This is a genomic window from Acetobacter zythi (assembly GCF_963921165.1).
In the GTDB taxonomy this organism is placed as follows: Bacteria; Pseudomonadota; Alphaproteobacteria; order Acetobacterales; family Acetobacteraceae; genus Acetobacter.
The window spans coordinates 23,437-39,669 of the sequence record NZ_CAWUEO010000047.1 but is presented as its reverse complement, the minus strand read 5'-3'; the positions used below and the strand labels follow the sequence as shown (position 1 = coordinate 39,669).

The 16,233-nt window shown below is 55.2% G+C and carries 13 protein-coding genes; 10 read left to right on the top strand and 3 right to left on the bottom strand.

The annotated features are described in order from the left end of the window. Window positions 1-329: 329 nt before the first annotated feature. A complete protein-coding gene (locus AABE20_RS13470; RefSeq protein ID WP_338333558.1) occupies window positions 330-2,741 on the top strand; it encodes a recombinase in 2,412 nt (803 codons plus the stop codon). Between the two features lie 69 nt (window positions 2,742-2,810). Here AABE20_RS13470 and AABE20_RS13465 read toward each other — a convergent pair whose 3' ends face one another. Beyond that, window positions 2,811-3,329 (bottom strand): lipocalin-like domain-containing protein, encoded by a 519-nt coding sequence (locus AABE20_RS13465; RefSeq protein WP_338333557.1) that lies wholly within the window; start codon window positions 3,327-3,329, stop codon window positions 2,811-2,813. Window positions 3,330-3,525: 196 nt separating this feature from the next. Between AABE20_RS13465 and AABE20_RS13460 the strand changes: the two genes are divergently transcribed. Next, window positions 3,526-4,437: a LysR substrate-binding domain-containing protein gene (locus tag AABE20_RS13460; RefSeq protein WP_165992658.1), complete on the top strand. Its 912-nt coding sequence runs from the start codon at window positions 3,526-3,528 to the stop codon at window positions 4,435-4,437. Between the two features lie 10 nt (window positions 4,438-4,447). Here AABE20_RS13460 and AABE20_RS13455 read toward each other — a convergent pair whose 3' ends face one another. Next, window positions 4,448-5,371: a LysR family transcriptional regulator gene (locus tag AABE20_RS13455; RefSeq protein WP_338333556.1), complete on the bottom strand. Its 924-nt coding sequence runs from the start codon at window positions 5,369-5,371 to the stop codon at window positions 4,448-4,450. Between the two features lie 119 nt (window positions 5,372-5,490). On the opposite strand from AABE20_RS13455, the gene AABE20_RS13450 reads away from it, so the two are divergent. Genes AABE20_RS13450 through AABE20_RS13435 form a run of 4 tightly spaced genes read left to right on the top strand, consistent with a single transcriptional unit; the run spans window position 5,491 to window position 10,511 of the window. Continuing rightward, window positions 5,491-7,128, top strand: coding sequence for an MFS transporter (locus tag AABE20_RS13450; RefSeq protein WP_338333555.1), 1,638 nt, complete (start codon window positions 5,491-5,493; stop codon window positions 7,126-7,128). Between the two features lie 16 nt (window positions 7,129-7,144). Next, window positions 7,145-8,221, top strand: a complete 1,077-nt coding sequence (locus AABE20_RS13445; protein WP_338333554.1) for an HlyD family secretion protein — start codon at window positions 7,145-7,147, stop codon at window positions 8,219-8,221. Between the two features lie 4 nt (window positions 8,222-8,225). Next, window positions 8,226-9,749, top strand: a complete 1,524-nt coding sequence (locus AABE20_RS13440) for an efflux transporter outer membrane subunit (protein ID WP_338333614.1) — start codon at window positions 8,226-8,228, stop codon at window positions 9,747-9,749. 9 nt (window positions 9,750-9,758) lie between these two features. Continuing rightward, window positions 9,759-10,511, top strand: a complete 753-nt coding sequence (locus AABE20_RS13435) for a pirin family protein (protein WP_338333553.1) — start codon at window positions 9,759-9,761, stop codon at window positions 10,509-10,511. A 19-nt stretch (window positions 10,512-10,530) separates the two neighbouring features. Here the strand turns inward: AABE20_RS13435 and AABE20_RS13430 are convergent, their stop codons facing one another. Then, window positions 10,531-12,279 carry a Na+/H+ antiporter gene (locus tag AABE20_RS13430; protein ID WP_338333552.1) on the bottom strand — a complete coding sequence of 583 codons (1,749 nt, stop codon included), beginning with the start codon at window positions 12,277-12,279 and terminating at the stop codon, window positions 10,531-10,533. 443 nt (window positions 12,280-12,722) lie between these two features. On the opposite strand from AABE20_RS13430, the gene sodC reads away from it, so the two are divergent. The 4 genes from sodC (at window position 12,723) to AABE20_RS13410 (ending at window position 16,073) form a co-directional block, all read left to right on the top strand. Next, the gene (sodC, locus tag AABE20_RS13425; RefSeq protein WP_338333551.1) at window positions 12,723-13,247 is read left to right on the top strand and encodes a superoxide dismutase[Cu-Zn]; all 525 of its coding nucleotides are present in this window, start codon (window positions 12,723-12,725) and stop codon (window positions 13,245-13,247) included. Window positions 13,248-13,468: 221 nt separating this feature from the next. Further along, entirely contained in the window at window positions 13,469-14,497 is a 1,029-nt protein-coding gene (locus tag AABE20_RS13420; RefSeq protein ID WP_338333550.1) for an MYG1 family protein, read from the top strand. A 293-nt stretch (window positions 14,498-14,790) separates the two neighbouring features. Beyond that, window positions 14,791-15,588 carry an MBL fold metallo-hydrolase gene (locus AABE20_RS13415; protein ID WP_338333549.1) on the top strand — a complete coding sequence of 266 codons (798 nt, stop codon included), beginning with the start codon at window positions 14,791-14,793 and terminating at the stop codon, window positions 15,586-15,588. A gap of 275 nt (window positions 15,589-15,863) precedes the next feature. After that, entirely contained in the window at window positions 15,864-16,073 is a 210-nt protein-coding gene (locus tag AABE20_RS13410) for a hypothetical protein (protein ID WP_086646786.1), read from the top strand. Window positions 16,074-16,233 lie beyond the last annotated feature (160 nt).

The following is a 16,233-nucleotide window of genomic DNA, read 5'->3' as shown; positions in this document are numbered from 1 at the left end:
GGCAAGATACGAGAGGTCTGACACACCCGGACAGGAGCGTTCCAACGTGTGCAGCAACATGGCGCCGAACCTGATCGAACACAGATCCTGAGGGCGGTTGCCGGACAGTTACACCATAACTATGCCGCTAGAATCGGAATGCGGATCATTTGCAAAAAATATTCGCTACAGAGGCAAGGGAAGTCCTGCCTGTGCGCGTCTGGCCTGATCATGTGCACAAATTTGTACGTGCGTAACACCAGATATGGTGCAATGATCGCCCATCAAACACAATATGAATGATTTTTGGCCCGTTAGACTTGGGCCGGGCCAGATGATGGAGCCAAGGTATGGGCGGGCATTTTTTACAGACAAAGACCCTCGCCGCGCGGTCTGTGGCAGCACGTTACCCGTTTGAGGAGGCATTTGGCCTACGCCCGATGCAGGCACGCGCACTTGACCGTGGCATGGGCGAGGCCGTTGGGCGGCGAACCGTCTTCCGCCCGTCCGATCATGAAAGTTTTGGTACAGTTGCCGACCGTGTGGCCGCAGGGAATGCAGGATTGCTTGCCTCTGTGGATGACAGGGAGGTCATGCAACTGCGTAACGCCATTGCAACAGGGGCGTTGCTAACCTCCGGCCGCCACCTTCAGCATGGAGATGAGGAACAGCCGGGTCGCAATATGGAGGTGTTTACCAATTGCGCCACGGCAATCTGCTCCTTTGCCAAATTCTACCTGTTGCTCAACGGTTCAGGCGTGGGCCGCGCCTATGATGATGAGCTTTGTATTGTCGATTGGGCGCAGGCCCCGGACCTGTATTTTGTGCTTTGTGCGGACCATCCAGATTACCCGCGTGACCGTGCGGCGCTGCTGCATTTTGGGCTGGAAATGCAAATACTGCCGTGGGGCACCATGCTTGATGCCTTTGATGCGGCAATGGAAGAGCAGGTCACCCGGTTTTTGAATCGTTTTGTGTTGGCCACAGCGCCAGAACTGCCTGATGCGGCAACACATAAGATAGAGGACAGCCGCGAAGGGTGGGCCAAAGCGCTTGAAATCATCGAGGCCATGGCATTTGAAGGCGCGCAGGGCCGCTCTTTGGTGCTTGATTTCAGCCATATCCGTTGTGCGGGTAGCCCCATCGCTGGCATGCAGGGCCGGCCTGCTTCTGGTCCGATCTCGCTTTTGCGTGGGTTGTTGAATGTCCGCCGCAATGTCATCGAACCATCACAGGGCAAGGGTATGCCTCGGTGGGAACAGGCGTTGCGCGTGGATCATTACCTGTCTGTTGAGGTGCAGGTGGGTGGTGCCCGCCGTGCGGCGCGTATGGCTACCAAATCCTGGCGGGATATGGAGGTCCTCCGTTTTATTCGCGCCAAGGAGGAAGGCGGACTCTGGACGGCCAATCATTCAGTTATGGTCGATCAGGAGTTCTGGCAGTCTGTCAATAATCAGGAGCAGGCGGAACCACTGGCCGAGCATGCAAGGGCCGTTTTTGCGGAAGCAACCCGTTGCGCGTGGATCAATGGTGAACCCGGTTTCATTAACGGGGACAAGCTGGAGGATAACCGCACCGGCAGTGCACGACGCAAGCCCGTGCATACGGATGGTCGGGATTTCAGGTCTTCGCGTTATCAGGCAACACAGGCCGCGACCCTACTGGCTGATCTGGCTGACTGCGCAGCCAGAGCGCATTTTCCCGTTACGACCAATCCGTGTGGCGAAATTACGCTGCACGTGACCGGGGGATACTGCGTTATTGGTGACTTTGCACCCCTTCTGGCATGCCCGGTGCCCTTGGCGGATGTGACCCCCGGCCATGCTCCGTGCGAGGTTACGCAGGAGTGGGATGCACGGGTGAGGGATTCCGTGCGGTTGGGTGTCCGCTTTTTGTTGCGAGCAAACCGGATGGATGCCCTGTATGCTCAGGAGGTCGGCAGAACAAACCGTATTGGTATTGGCCCCACAGGGCTGCATGAATGGGCATGGCTGCGTTTTGGCCTGAGTTTTAAGGATATGCTGGACGAAAAACGTGCAGCACCTTTTTGGAATGCCGTGCGCGAACTCTCGGTTATTGCCAAGGCAGAAGCCAATGCCTACGCGCAGGAAACGGGCACGGCGCGCCCGGTTACGGTGACAACCGTCAAACCTGCGGGTACGACCTCCAAGCTGTTCGGCCTGACTGAAGGCGCGCATCTCCCCGCCAGACGGCAATATTTGCGCTGGGTGCAGTTCAAGGGCGTGCGGCGTGAAGACGGTGTGTGGGAAAACGGTACGGACCCGCTGCTACCCACGTATGAGAGCAGGGGATACCCTGTTCGGTCGCTGCGGAGTTTTCCGGGCATGAGTATTGTTGGCTTTCCAACCGTGCCGCTTATTCAACGTCTGGGCATGGGAGAACAGGTGCTGACCGCGCCAGAAGCCACGCCGGAGGAACAGTATTGCTGGCTTGGGTTGTTGGAAAAATACTGGATTGGAGCCGAGCAGGGTAATCAGGTGTCCTACACGCTCAAAATTTATACAGATCGGCATGATCTGGAAAGCTTCCGAACCATGGTTGCTCGCCACCAGCCCGGCGTTCGGTGTTGTGCCGTGCTACCAAGCCGTGCGGATTCCGATCTGGGGTATGAGTACCTGCCGGAAGAGGAAGTTTCAGCAGGCCGGTTTGCCGCGATTACCGCCGCTATTCAGGACGACAGGGTGCAGGAGGTCGTGGACTGGGCGCATTTGCAATGTGCCAGCGGCGCCTGCCCGATCTGATCGGGCAAGACGCATTACACGCCAAGGCCATGTGTCTGGCCTTGGCCGGGCCTTATGGCCCTTGCAGCCTTACGCGCAGGCTTGTGCCGGGGTGTTTGTATCTGCCCGACGGAAACGGATAATGCTGCGTGACAGGCGACCGGCTGCCCAGTTGGGCATTTTGCGCCATGGGGTGACAACATCCGCATACTGGCCGTTCACCGTAACCGTTCTGCGCTGTTCGGTGCCGACCCATTCGGGTGCCCATGCGGTTTGCACACTGGTAATCCACTGATCACCTTCCACACGGTAACGACCGATATAGGCGACAAGTGTTTTCATTAACTGGGCACGATCCGTGTCTGTCGCGGCGGCATGGCGGTTGCTGCCTTCCAGATTAAAAGCCACCCAGCCATCTGGTGTAAAAACAACGCGACCACGTGGTGCTGGCCCCATTGCGTTAATAAAATTGCCGCTCTCTTTTTCTTCCACCTTATAGGACACAAGTTCCCATGTGCCGATCAGGTCCTGCCTCAGGGCTTCTTCCTTGGAGGTATCGGGGGCGATGTAATCGTCCTTGATCCGTTGGGCGGTTGCTTGCATTGGCATTGTTTCATTCCGTTGCTAATTCGTATCGTCTGTCCAGTTTTTGACAGATCCGCAAAGGAGGTTTGCGCTTTATGTTTATGTGTTGGGCCAAACATGCCTCTCATTTCACATCTTCGGTAGTGACAGTTAAGGAAAAATAATATTACGCTAAACGCAAAAGTGGCTGCCAAAAGGCTTTGGGGGAGAACGATGTGCCATGTCCTATGACGAAACAGGGGATTTGCGTTTTTTTATCAGTCTGGTGGATGCGGGCAGCCTTTCCGCTGGGGCGCGCAGTTTGGGCACATCGCCCGCAGCCGCATCTCGCCGTCTGGCCCGTCTGGAAACCCGGCTGGGCAGCACGTTGGTTATCCGCAACACACGCCATTTTGGTCTGAGCGAAACCGGGCGGCTTTATTACGAACGTGCCCTGACTATTGTTGCGGATATTGATCACCTTGAAGAAGAAATATCGTCCAGCACGAATGCGCCACGCGGTACGTTGAGTATTGGCGCCCCCGTAGAATTGGGACGTAGGCAGATCGCACCGTTTATTGAGGCCTTCAGCGCCAAACATCCACGTTTAATGATCAATCTGGCTCTGGCGCCCGAAGGGAATTATGACTTCAACGATTATCTGGACGTAGTGCTCAGGCTTGGTCTGCCTGAAACACCGGGAGCGGTTGTAACTCGCCTTGCTTCCACCATGCGGGTTTTGTGTGCATCACCTGCCTATATTGCCCGCCGGTCCATGCCGACCCACACGCGCGACATTCCCAAACATGATTGTTTATGCCTACGCAAAAACAAAACCATGGCGCTGTTGAATAAGTGGGTTATTGGCAATGAGACGGAAACAGATGTGGTTATGGTGGAACCGCGCCTTTCCACCACCAATGCCGAGATCATTCACGACTGGGCGCTCTCAGGGCAGGGCATTGCCTACAAACTGCTCTGTGACGTTTATCAGGACCTTGAAGAAGGCAAACTTGTGCGTATTCTGCCAGACCTGCAAGGCGAGAAAATTGACCTGTATGCCGTTTTGCCAACACGCCAGCACACGCGGGCAAGTGTTAAGGCTTTTCTGAGCGATTTACGGCCCTATATCCGCACGGCAGGGTTTTTGTAAAAACTGTAGCTTACAGCGTGCACGGTCCTAATATCTGGCGCGAAACACGAAAAAGGGTCTCGCGCAGCCAGCGATGCACCGGGTCTGTATCCCGCCTTGGGTGCCATGCCTGAAAAGCATCAATACTGGGCAGGGATAATGGGAATTCAAAGGTCGCCAACCCCAATGCCGTGACTGAAATATGGTCAATAACAATACCAGGCAGGGGAAGAATAAGGTCTGAATTTTTCATGCTCTCCACCATGCAATGGTAGTTGGGCACCACCATGGCTATGCGCCGGGTCAACCCGTACTGGTTACGGAGCACCCAGTCTATCGGCCCCTGCGCCCGACCACGGCGGGAGACGCTGATATAATCATAAAGCACCATACTCTGTGGGGTAATGGGGTTTGCCAGAATGGGGTGGTCTTTACGCACAACACCCTGCATATGGTCCCGAAACAGGGTTTGCCGCCTGATTTCGGGTTTCATCACATCTGTTGCACCAATGTAGAGGTCAACGCGACCGTGCCGTAGTGGGTCGGAAGCCGGGTCATCAATCTCTGGTGCCCAGATAAGCTCACAACGGGGGCATTCTTTTTTGAGCGCTTGCAACAGGGGCAAGGCAAGGGACGCTACAACCAGATCGTTCGCCCGGATTGTAAACGTAGGCACCATGTTGGCCAGATTGGCCAGTGCGCGGGTTTCTATCAGGCTATCCGCTGCCCGGACCAGTTCCTGCACCCGGTCCAGAATACCTGCGGCAAAGGCGGAGGGACTCATTTTTCGGCCAGACTGGACCAGAATAGGGTCGGCAAAAGCTACACGCAGTTTAGCCAGATGGCGGCTCATGGCAGGTTCGCTCACCTTCAGCCGCCTTGCCGCGAGCGAGACGCTCTCCTCCTCAATAAGCACCTGAAGGAAGCGTAGCAGATCTAGGTCGTAGCCTCTCATAGCTGCAAAAATAGACTTTATCTGGCGCAGGCACCACCATTTATCATTCCGAAAAGTGGAATCGTTGCTTGCCGTGAATAGGGGTTGTCTCCCCCGTTTTGATCGTGAACATGCGGGGCATGACAAATGCCGCTCCTGCTCTGGCGGCTGGTGAGCCTGTTATCCATGCTTCACCGCCGCGGCCATCCTATATTCCGCCATTTGGCCTGCGCACCATTGTGGGCTGCCTTGGCATGCTGCTTGCCGTGCATGTTGCGGGCTTTAATGAGCATGTGACCGAAATTGGTTTGTCCGACATCCGTGGCGCCATGCACATCGGGCATGATGAAGGCACGTGGGTCATTGCCATTTACGAAGCCTTTAACATTGCGGCCATGGCGTTCACGCCCTGGTTTTACATGACGTTTTCGATCTACCGGTTTTCCATTTTCATGACCGCCATTCTGGCGCTGCTGTCCATTCCTGCTCCTTTCATGCCGGATGTGGTCTCGTTGTGTATTCTGCGGGCTTTTCAGGGGCTGGCAGGGGGGTGCCTGCCGCCGGTGCTCATGACCGTCATGCTCAAATACCTGCCCCCCCAGATCCGGGTGTTTGGAATTGGTGGTTACGCCATGAGTGCGACCTTCGGCCCCAACCTTGGCCTGCCGCTAGAGGCATTCTGGTTTGAACATATCGGCTGGCACTGGCTGTACTGGGAGATCATACCCACGGCGGCCCTTGCTATTGGCATGATGGCCTATGGCCTGCCACGTGACCCCATGCATTTTGAACGGTTTGAAAAGTTCAATTGGCTGGGCATTCTTGTGGGTCTGCCTGCCATCTGTTCTTTGGTGATCGTGTTGTATCAGGGGGACAGGCTGGACTGGTTCCGTTCCTCCGTAATCACCAACCTCACATTCTGGGGTGGGGCGGCCTTTATTGTGTTTGTGATCAATGAGGCTTTTCATCCTAGCCCGTATTTTAGAATTCAGTACTGGCGGTCACGCAATATACAGGCATCCTTGCTGTCTCTGGTCGGTATTTTGGCCATCTGTTCCATTATGGGGGAAATCCCGGCAACGTATCTGGAGGCTGTGCGCGGCTACAGGCCCATACAGGCGGCCCCGGTATCTCTGGTTGTGGCCCTGCCGCAGTTGATCATGCTGCCCCTGATTGCGTGGATCTGTAACAACCGCAAGGTGGACTGCCGCTTTGTGCTGGCGGGGGGCATGCTCTGTTTGGCTGCTTCCGCATGGCTGGGTACGTGGCTGACAGTGGACTGGGTGCGGGACAATTTTTACCTGCTCCAGATTCTTCAGGTCTTTGGTCAGCCCATGACCGTTATTCCCACCCTTATGCTGGCAACAATGGCCATGGGGCCTGCGGATGGTCCGTTTATTTCGGGGATGGTGAACATGCTCAAGGGGCTTGCCAACGCCGTAGCCTTTGCGCTGTTCTCGGCCGCCACCCGCAGGCGGGAACAATACCATTCCACCATGCTGCTAGACCACCACGGCACACACCAGCTGGCGTTGCAGGGTATGGGCAATCCCATTGACCAGCAACTGAGCGCAACATCGCCCGATGGCGCGCATGTGGCGTGGAACGGGCTGCAGGTCTTCCATACCTTTGTGCATGAGCAGTCCCTCGTGCTGGCGCTGAACGATATTTACTATGTGCTGATCTGGGTCTGCCTTGGCTATGCCGCCATGAATCTTGTTCTGCCGCACCGTGTGTATCCGCCACGTGCACCTTCACCCAACACTCCTGCCCGTTAAACCGGAATAACAGACAATGATTTACAAAAAACCTCTGCTTTACGCCGGATGCGCCGCTGGCGTGCTTGCCCTTGTTGCATGGGGGGGCGCGCGTCTGGTCAACGGGGACGGCGTAAACCAGTATACAAACGACGCGTATGTGACAGCCGATTTTACCACCGTGGCCCCCAAGGTGGCTGGGCGTATTGACCGCGTGATCGCACAGGATAACGAACGTGTTCGCGCAGGCGAGGAACTTGCCCATATTGAGGATGATGACTACCGGGCGGCTCTGGATGTTGCCAAAGGCAATGTGCTTGCGGCGCAGGGAGACGTTGCAAACCTGAGCGCCGAACTGGCCCGGCAGGATGCCCTTATAACTCAGGCCCGTGCGGCTGTTCTGGCGGATCAGGCGGACCTTGTGTTTGCGCGCCAGAACACCACGCGCTACCGCAACCTGTCTTCTGGCGGGGCCGGTACTATTGAACAAAAACAATCCTCTGAAGCGCATGAAAAAGAGGCTCTTGCCGCCGTAGCGCGTGATCAGGCGGGGGTCGATGCGGCTATCCGGCAGGTTGCCGTTCTGCAAGCCCAGCTTGAACGCGCCAAAGGCGCGCTGCTGCGTGCTCAGGGGGATGCAAAACAGGCCGAACTCAACCTGTCATACTGCTCCATTCCAGCGCCGGTGGATGGCGTGGTCGGCGAGCGTGGGGTGCGTGTTGGGGCGTATGTGCATCCGGGCACAGGTATTTTGGCTGTTGTGCCTACACAGGCGGCCTATATTCTTGCCAATTTTCAGGAAACACAACTGACCAAGGTGCAGTCCGGCCAGCAGGCCACTGTGTGGGTGGATACGTTCCCCGGTCAGCCCCTCAAAGCACATGTGGATTCCCTGGCTCCGGCAACAGGAGTGGCTTTTGCCCCTATTCAGCCAGACAACGCCACGGGCAACTTTACCAAAGTGGTCCAGCGTATTCCGGTCAAGCTGACCTTTGACCCCAACCAGCCCCTGGCAGCCAAGGTGCGGGTTGGTATGTCCGTGGAAGTGAATATTGATACTGCCTCCAGACCGGAAGGTTCGCATGCCAATGATGCACGCTATATCTGGCAGTAACGGCATGAAGCGCTCGCTCCTGACCAGCTTTTCGCTCCTTGCCCTTGCGGGCTGCACTGTGGGGCCGGACTACCACAAGCCGCAGGTCAGCGCCCCGGCAACGTGGCGGAACACGCAACCGCCCGCGCAAAGTCAGGTCAGTACCGCCTCGACCGACCCCGCATGGTGGACCCTGTTCCATGACCCGGTCTTAACCCGGCTGGAACAGGAGGTGGCGGCCTCCAACCTTGATCTGCAGGCCGCCAGCCTGCGGCTGATGCAAAGCCGGGCGGAACGGCGCATTGCCAGTGCAGCACAGCTCCCACATATGGAAGCCAATGCTTCTTACGCGCGGGAGCGGGCAAGCAGTAACGGTATTCTGGGCCTTATGGGCAGCATGGAACAGGCCGGAGCAGGGAGCGTTGCAAGCGGCACTCAAGGGTTCGGCCCGGCCGCGCTGCCCGGCAGTGTTGGCAACCCGTCCTTTAACCTGCCGCAATATGGCATGAATGCCTCGTGGGAGGTGGATCTGTGGGGGCATGTGCGCAGGCAGGTGGAAGCGGCAACGGCTGCCGTGCATGCCACAGAAGAATTACGGCGGGATATTCTTGTCTCCCTTATGGCCGAAACAGCACAGACATACATAGACCTGCGCGCCACACAGGCCCAGATTGATATTCTGGACCACAACATAGCCATTGCGCGCCATAGTGTGCAACTGACCTCCATGCGGCTTGAGCAGGGGGCTGCAACCCGGCTGGATGTGGCGGAGGCCACAGGGCAGTTGCATATGTTTGAATCGCGCGCAGCCCCCTTGCAAGCTCAAGCAACCCACCTGTTGAACAGTCTGAGCTTTCTGGTCGCGCGCGAACCCGGAGCACTGGACACCGAGCTAAAGCAGCCACGCCCCATACCACCCGTACCGGGGCTTGTGCCTGTTGGCCTGCCATCGGAGCTGGCGCAACGGCGGCCGGATATTCGCATGGCGGCTGACCGGCTGCATGCAGCAACAGCCAGTATTGGTGTGGCCATTGCCGACTTTTTCCCCCGCATTACGCTTTCGGGCAGTCTGGACGTGCAGGCACTTCAGTTCAGCGGTCTTGGGTCATGGGCTTCTCGCCAGTATGGCTTTGGCCCCACGGCAACATTACCCATTTTTGAAGGGGGGCGTCTGACGGGGCAACTGCACCTGCGTAAAGCACAGCAGCATGAGGCCTCTGTTGTGTTCCAGCGCACGGTGCTCAAAGCCTGGCAGGAAATTGACGATGCCATGGCTAATTTTACCGCAGCCCAGAAAAGACGTGACGAACTGGCACAGGCCGTGCAGCAGAATGAAATAGCCGTAACCGTAGCCAAAGCCCAATACGTGCAGGGTGCATCCGACTTTTTGAATGTTCTGACCGTACAAAACGCCCTGCTGGCCTCACAAAGTGCGCTGGTTGAAGCTACAGCCAATGTTGCGGGTTCTGTAACGCATCTCTACCGCGCGATTGGGGGTGGATGGGAAACCGTGTACCCTGATACCAAACAAACCAAACAGCATGCATAGGGGGACACCATGATGATAGTCCGGCGGGCCGATAGTCTGGGTCTGGCGCATTCAGGCGCACTTACTTTGCGTTGCCATTTTGCCTTTGCCGATTATCAGGCCCCTCAATACCAGCATGAAGGCACACTCAGGGCAATCAATACCGGGAGCATTCCTCCAGATGGTCGCTACTCCTTGGGACCAGAGGCCAACGTGGATGTGCTTACGTGGTTGCGGGCAGGCTCCTTACAAACCAGCGTAGAGAATTTTCCACCCGAAGCAATCCAGCCCGGTGGCCTGCATCTGGTCAGCACCGGAGCCGGAGTGCGTTCCTTGGCATGGCAGGCCGGGCCGGCTGGAGCCGATTTTATTCAGTTCTGGCTTTTGCCGGATACCGAAGGGGGCGCGCCCGCGCAGGAAGCACGCGCCGCATTCCCCATGCTGGAGGATGGTGGTTTTCGTATTATCGCCTCCGGCTTTCCTGAGGATGACCCGGAGGCGATGGAGATCATAGATGACGGCTCCCCTGTAACGCTCAGTGCGCGTAGCCGCCTGTTGCATGCACATATTCCCACGGGCGAGGGAGCAGCTTACCAGACGACCCAAGGCAGGGACCTGCATGTATTGGTTGTTGAGGGAGGCATTACAATTTCGGGCACGGCTTTGGCGTGCGGAGATGGCGCCATGCTCCCGCAGACAAGTCAGGTTGTGGTGATGGCCACACAGAATGCTGTGGTCATTCTGGCCGATGTTGCTTCTTCAATATCCCCTTCGGCCCTTTAGTCGGATGCGGAAAATGGGGTCAGCCCGGGTAGAATGCCGGGCTGCTTGTTTTGGGCAGGTCTGTGTAGTCCAGATGTCGTGGCAGGGCGCGCGCGCTGCCAGAAAGCACTGTTTCTTCCAAATCAAGGTCCTGGGTTAAAAGCCGTTCTGTCTCGTCACTCACCTGACCTTCCTGGCGCATACGCGTTAGGGCTTTGCGCTCAGTCCGGAGCAGATGGAGGCGCAAAGCCGCCTCAAACCTTCGCCTTGCCAGAGCTGCGTCCCTATGGGTTCCATCTGCTGTCTGGCTATCTTCGGGTTTATGCCGGTCATCGGGTGCGTCTTCCAGAAGCCTTAGTCTGAAGCGATATTCAGCTATCAGGGCTGCGGTCACTTCTGCGCGTTGCTGTGCGGCACTTTCATCGAGTTGTTTTGTCACCAGTGCAGACTGGCGCTCCATTTCCGCAATGGCTTCCAACGCAAGAAGGCGGCGCACCTCATCTGCTTCCTTATTAACCGGGTCGCCCCCATCGTGGCGCAGGGTGCGGCTTAGGGGGGGCAACAACACGGCGGCGATCAGGAGTGATGTCATGATCACGCCTGCGGCAAAAGTAACCAGCAGATCCCGCATAGGGAACTCCGGCACGCCACTTTCCGCTATGGGAAGGGAGAGAATACCGGCCAGTGTGACCGCTCCACGCACACCCCCTACAGTCATGGCGGCTGTTTCCATAATCGAAACCATGCCAGCTTTGTGGCCACGTGCTTTTGCGATCACAGAGTGCGCGCCACTGACAAAAAATATCCAGATCAGGCGGAGCAGCAATAACATGCTGGTCAGCAAAACAATTGTGCCAATTAAGGACCATGTGCTGTCACCCGCCCTGTTGGCGATACGAATACCTTGTGTAGCAATATCGGGCAGTTGCAAACCCAGCAGCAAAAAGACCAACCCATTAAAAATAAAGGTTATCATCTCCCACACGGCACTGCCGCGCAGGCGGGTGGCAGTTTGGGCCGCGCCAAACACACGGCTCTGGTTCAGGCTTAACCCGGCGCTGACTGCGGCCAGTATGCCCGATGCCTCCAGATGTTCCGCAAGCAGATAAGCCGCAAAGGGCAGTAACGTCATAAGTGTAATTTGCGTTGTTGGTTCATCAAAACCATGGCGGGAGAGAATACGGTTAATAATATTAAAGCCAAAGGTAAGGGCTATTCCAATAAAAATCCCCCCTAAGGCAACCAGTAAAAAACCTAAAGACGCATGTACGATGGAAAACGTGCCGGTTAACGTGGCCGCCACCGCAAATTTGAAGCAGACCAGACCCGAGGCATCATTCAGCAAGGCTTCTCCTTGTAGAATATGCAAAAACCGTCTGGGAATATGTTCCTCGTCTATCATGCCGCCTACGGCTACGGCATCGGTGGGAGAAAGGATGGCAGCAAGGGCAAAGCTTGCCGCAAGGGGTACAACAGGCAGTAGCCAGTGAATAAAATAACCACCAACAATCGTGCTAAAAATAACCAGACCAACGGCCAGCAGTAAAATGGGCCAGCGCAGTTCACGAAAATTGCGCAAAGGCATGAGATATGCATCGGAAAAGAGCAGTGGAGGAATAAAAAGTAGCAGAAAAGTATTCGGCTCAAAATCAATATGGAGGCCAAGGAGCGATGCCACCACACCGCAGGCAATTAACAAAAGCGGCAAAGGTAGGCGCAAAAGCCGGGAAAAAGGCCCGGATACGGCTGTTATAAGCAGCAACAGGAGTACAACAGATGTTACATGCATATTGGATCCTGTCCGGCCTGAAGTATTCTACTGATGCTTTTTTGTAAAAACGCTTTTTGTCCATAAAGTTTGAACGGCCACAGGGTTTCCTGCCCATGGTCAGAAATTACCGTTGTTCCATTCTGGAAATGGCGGACCTTGAATTTTTCAAATTCCCGTCAGACCAGTTATGGACAGGCAACGGGTGGCCACCATATTTCAGGGAACAAAGGACGCAGAGAATGCGTTAAAGGCAGTGTGTTCGCGCAGTTCCTCAACTCAGCGCAACGTTTGCCAGAGTAGAACCGGGAGGCTTAATCCCGCCCGGATCAGACGTGGTGGATTGGGGCGGGATGGTCTAAGCTTTCATCAGCACGGGGGCTTCCGTCCGTGGTGAGTATTTTATGATGCGACGTGGGCCTGAAAGCTCATAATTTTTGTCTGAAAGGACATGCAACGTGGTTATGCTTCATTCAAAGCCTCTTATTCTCCTCGCCTGTGCAATGGCTATACTGCCATCATTGGCCCACGCAGCCGACACGGCTTCTGGCACTTTACTGGGCACAGATGGCACAGCACATGGCACAGTGCAGGTTACGGATGCCCCTAAGGGCGTTATTTTACGGGTGGAAGCAAAAGGGCTGACCCCCGGCTGGCACGGCATGCACTTCCACGACAAAGGCACGTGTGAAGGGCCAAAATTTACCAGCGCAGGGCCGCATGTGCATGCCGTAACCCCTGTTGTGCATGGCCTGCTTAACTCCAATGCGAATGATGCAGGCGACCTGCCAAACATTTTTGTAGGAGCAGATGGTACGGCTACGGTCGAACTTTTCTCCCCTCTGGTGGCCCTTAAAGCCAGCAAGGACAAACCTGCGCTGCTGGATGCAGATGGTTCGTCGCTTGTAATCCACGCTCACCCCGATGACTACCAGAGCCAGCCCATTGGTGGGGCAGGGGATCGGGTAGCGTGTGCGGTTATCAAATAACCACACTCCCTCCAGCGCTATGGGGCAATCAGGGTTAAGCGCCTTGCTTCATGCAGATGAAATCCGGTCGGTTTGGGGGGAAGGTCGCCTTATCCCCCAAACCCGATAGGAAAAACCGGATTATCTTCAGTTATCATGACGAACCCTGTTGTCTGATAGCAGACCGTGCGGCATGAGGAAGCTTATGGAACACCTTCCTCAGTTTGCAGCAGGTAATCAATATGTCTGAACATACCCCCATTGGTCTCGGTCATGAGGCAACAACCACAACGGCGTTGACCCATTCGGGTAATTTCCATGTTGATGAAACACTGGGATATGTGGTCCTGCATTATGCTCTGGCTCCCATGGGTGATTTACGTGCGCGTATTCTGGAAGGAGCATCGGACGACTGTCTGAAGTTCAGCCGCTCACGCAAACCGGAAGATATTCAGGCTGCGGACATCGTGTTTGATGTGGGGGGCATTTATGACCCATCATGTGGCCGTTATGACCACCACATGAAAAACAAGCCTCTGCGTGAAGACGGCACACCATACAGTGCAGCTGGGCTGCTATGGAAAGACTATGGCAAGGCCGCTGTGCGTAATCTGGTCCGCACACAGGTGGATGACGCGACAATCAACGCAATCTGGCAAAGCATTGATAAATCCCTTGTTGTGCCGATTGATCAGGACGACAACGGCGTTGCCAAAATGGGCAAGCTCTCGCTGGCTGATATTGTGTCTGCCTGCAGCCCCCCGTGGGATACAGCCGAACTCCACGGCCCAGAAGAAGCCAAGCGGCGCGAAACCCTTGGCTTTGCTAATGCGGCAACGGCAGTTGCGTCCCATCTGGTCAACACGGTTGACCGTGTTCGCGCCAGCTTAAAAGCCACAGATCGCGTTCTGGCAGCCTATAAACAGGCCGAAGACAAGCGCATCCTGCTGATGGAAACCGGGATGCCAACCGAAAAAGTCATTTTCGAGCATGATCTTCCGGTTGTTTATGTCGTTTCCCCCACCGGGAGCGGGCAGTGGAATGTGAAAGCTGTACCGCCCGAACGAGGGGCGTTTGGCCAGCGTATTTCCCTGCCTGAAGCATGGGGCGGACTGAATGGGCAGGATCTGGCGGCTGCCAGTGGTGTTGCAGATGCCGTGTTTGCCCACCCGGCGCGCTTTATCTGTGGTGCAGGGAGCCGGGAAGGGGCTTTGGCAATGGCCCGACGTGCCTTGGAAGTGGATGCATCCTTGAAGGCTCAGTCAAACTGAGAACACTCAGCAACCTGCACTCTCTGGTTTTAAGCGTGGTTTGTTCGCCTATGTGCAACGGATCACGCTTATAATCAGGCTGTTTGATTGGGGGCGGTATGAAGCGGCTTTTTGCCCGGAATAAATATTATACTGGCCCAATAACCGATCACTTCGATGGGGCCCGGTTTTTTAACCCTGGGCAATCCTCCACAGACCGTTCCTTACGGGACATCTGGCGCTGGCGGAGAACGTCGCACCCCACGCCATGGCCGACCAGCATTCCCGTTCAACCTGTTGTGCCAGAGCGTTATGTGAATGCATTACGCATTACCATGGTCGGCCATGCCACACTGCTTATTCAGGTCGCGGGGCAGAATATTCTAACAGACCCTGTGTGGTCTGATCGGGCAAGCCCGTTCAACTGGGTTGGCCCTAAACGCGTTAGTGCTCCGGGTATAGCGTTTGAAAACCTACCGCCCATTGATGTTATTCTGATCAGCCATAATCACTATGATCATCTCGACCTGACAACACTCAAACGGTTGCAGGCAACCCATGATCCGCTCATGATCACGCCATTGGGGAATGAAAGCATCATTCAAAAAGCTATTCCCCAGGCACGCATTCTGAGCGGTGACTGGCATGAGCGGCAGGTTATTTCTCCCCCACTCAGCGTCACACTTACCCCAGCATATCACTGGTCCGCACGCGGTATTTTTGATCGCCGGATGGCTCTGTGGGCCGGGTTCTGGTTGAATATGCCCACAGATACTCTCTGGTTTGCAGGTGACACGGCTTATGGAGATGGCACCCTATTCCGCACGCTGTTGGCCCAGTATGGTGCGCCGGATGTCGCGTTAATTCCCATTGGCGCGTATGAGCCGCGCTGGTTTATGGCTGACCAGCATGTTAATCCACATGAGGCTGTGTGTATTTATAAAGAGATACAGGCCAAACAGGCATTGGGTATTCATTGGGGCACCTTCCAATTGACAGATGAAGGTATTCTTGCCCCAAAAGAGGCGCTACAGGCCGCCCTTCTGGCGGATAATGACACGACTGACCACTTCAGGGCTGCTGTGCCGGGTTGTGTTTATCAGTTTGGATAAAACCGAATGATCGGCGGCACGGCCATAAAATAACAACAATTGGCGTGATATAAAAAAACAACGATTCATAAAATTATATAATTGACTAACGTGGAAATATGGGTGATACAAAATCACACGTTAAGCACGTGGCACACAAGGAGCGCATACATAATGCAAAACCTGTTTGGTCGAATGTGTCGGCTTGGCCGATGTTGTGAGGTTAAAGTATCTGACGCCTGACCTGTAGGTTTTATTACCTTTCGGGTCAGCTTTTACCCGAGAGGATTAAAGTAATGTTTGAATCACGTATTATTGAAATCAATGGCACTTTTGTTGGTGCAATTATTCTTGAGGAAGATCGCCGAACCCGCCGTTTTTATGCGGCGCATGAAAGCGTTCAGAGCTTGCATAACAAGCGCTACCCGGATGGGCAGGATTTGCGGACCTCTGTTATTCGCAAATTCAAAACAACCTTTGCACAGCACAATTTAAGCGCGGTATGACCGCGCACGCAGCGTGCCGGTCATGGTATTGCGCTGTGGTGTTCGCATATAATATTCTTTTGCCGTAATAAATAGCATTCTCAATGAGCATTATCTGCAAAGGGTGGATGGTGGTGCGTCAGTTGTGTCTTGAATGGTTCGGTCTCAAAACAAGATAATT

Bases quoted from the DNA above. Each gene is read 5' to 3' on its own strand.
- AABE20_RS13440 (WP_338333614.1), top strand. From the start codon at position 8,226: ATGAAGCGCTCGCTCCTGACCAGCTTTTCGCTCCTTGCCCTTGCGGGC.
- AABE20_RS13430 (WP_338333552.1), bottom strand. From the start codon at position 12,279: ATGCATGTAACATCTGTTGTACTCCTGTTGCTGCTTATAACAGCCGTA.
- sodC (WP_338333551.1), top strand. From the start codon at position 12,723: ATGCTTCATTCAAAGCCTCTTATTCTCCTCGCCTGTGCAATGGCTATA.
- AABE20_RS13455 (WP_338333556.1), bottom strand. From the start codon at position 5,371: ATGAGAGGCTACGACCTAGATCTGCTACGCTTCCTTCAGGTGCTTATT.
- AABE20_RS13450 (WP_338333555.1), top strand. From the start codon at position 5,491: ATGACAAATGCCGCTCCTGCTCTGGCGGCTGGTGAGCCTGTTATCCAT.
- AABE20_RS13435 (WP_338333553.1), top strand. From the start codon at position 9,759: ATGATGATAGTCCGGCGGGCCGATAGTCTGGGTCTGGCGCATTCAGGC.
- AABE20_RS13445 (WP_338333554.1), top strand. From the start codon at position 7,145: ATGATTTACAAAAAACCTCTGCTTTACGCCGGATGCGCCGCTGGCGTG.
- AABE20_RS13460 (WP_165992658.1), top strand. From the start codon at position 3,526: ATGTCCTATGACGAAACAGGGGATTTGCGTTTTTTTATCAGTCTGGTG.
- AABE20_RS13465 (WP_338333557.1), bottom strand. From the start codon at position 3,329: ATGCCAATGCAAGCAACCGCCCAACGGATCAAGGACGATTACATCGCC.
- AABE20_RS13420 (WP_338333550.1), top strand. From the start codon at position 13,469: ATGTCTGAACATACCCCCATTGGTCTCGGTCATGAGGCAACAACCACA.
- AABE20_RS13410 (WP_086646786.1), top strand. From the start codon at position 15,864: ATGTTTGAATCACGTATTATTGAAATCAATGGCACTTTTGTTGGTGCA.
- AABE20_RS13470 (WP_338333558.1), top strand. From the start codon at position 330: ATGGGCGGGCATTTTTTACAGACAAAGACCCTCGCCGCGCGGTCTGTG.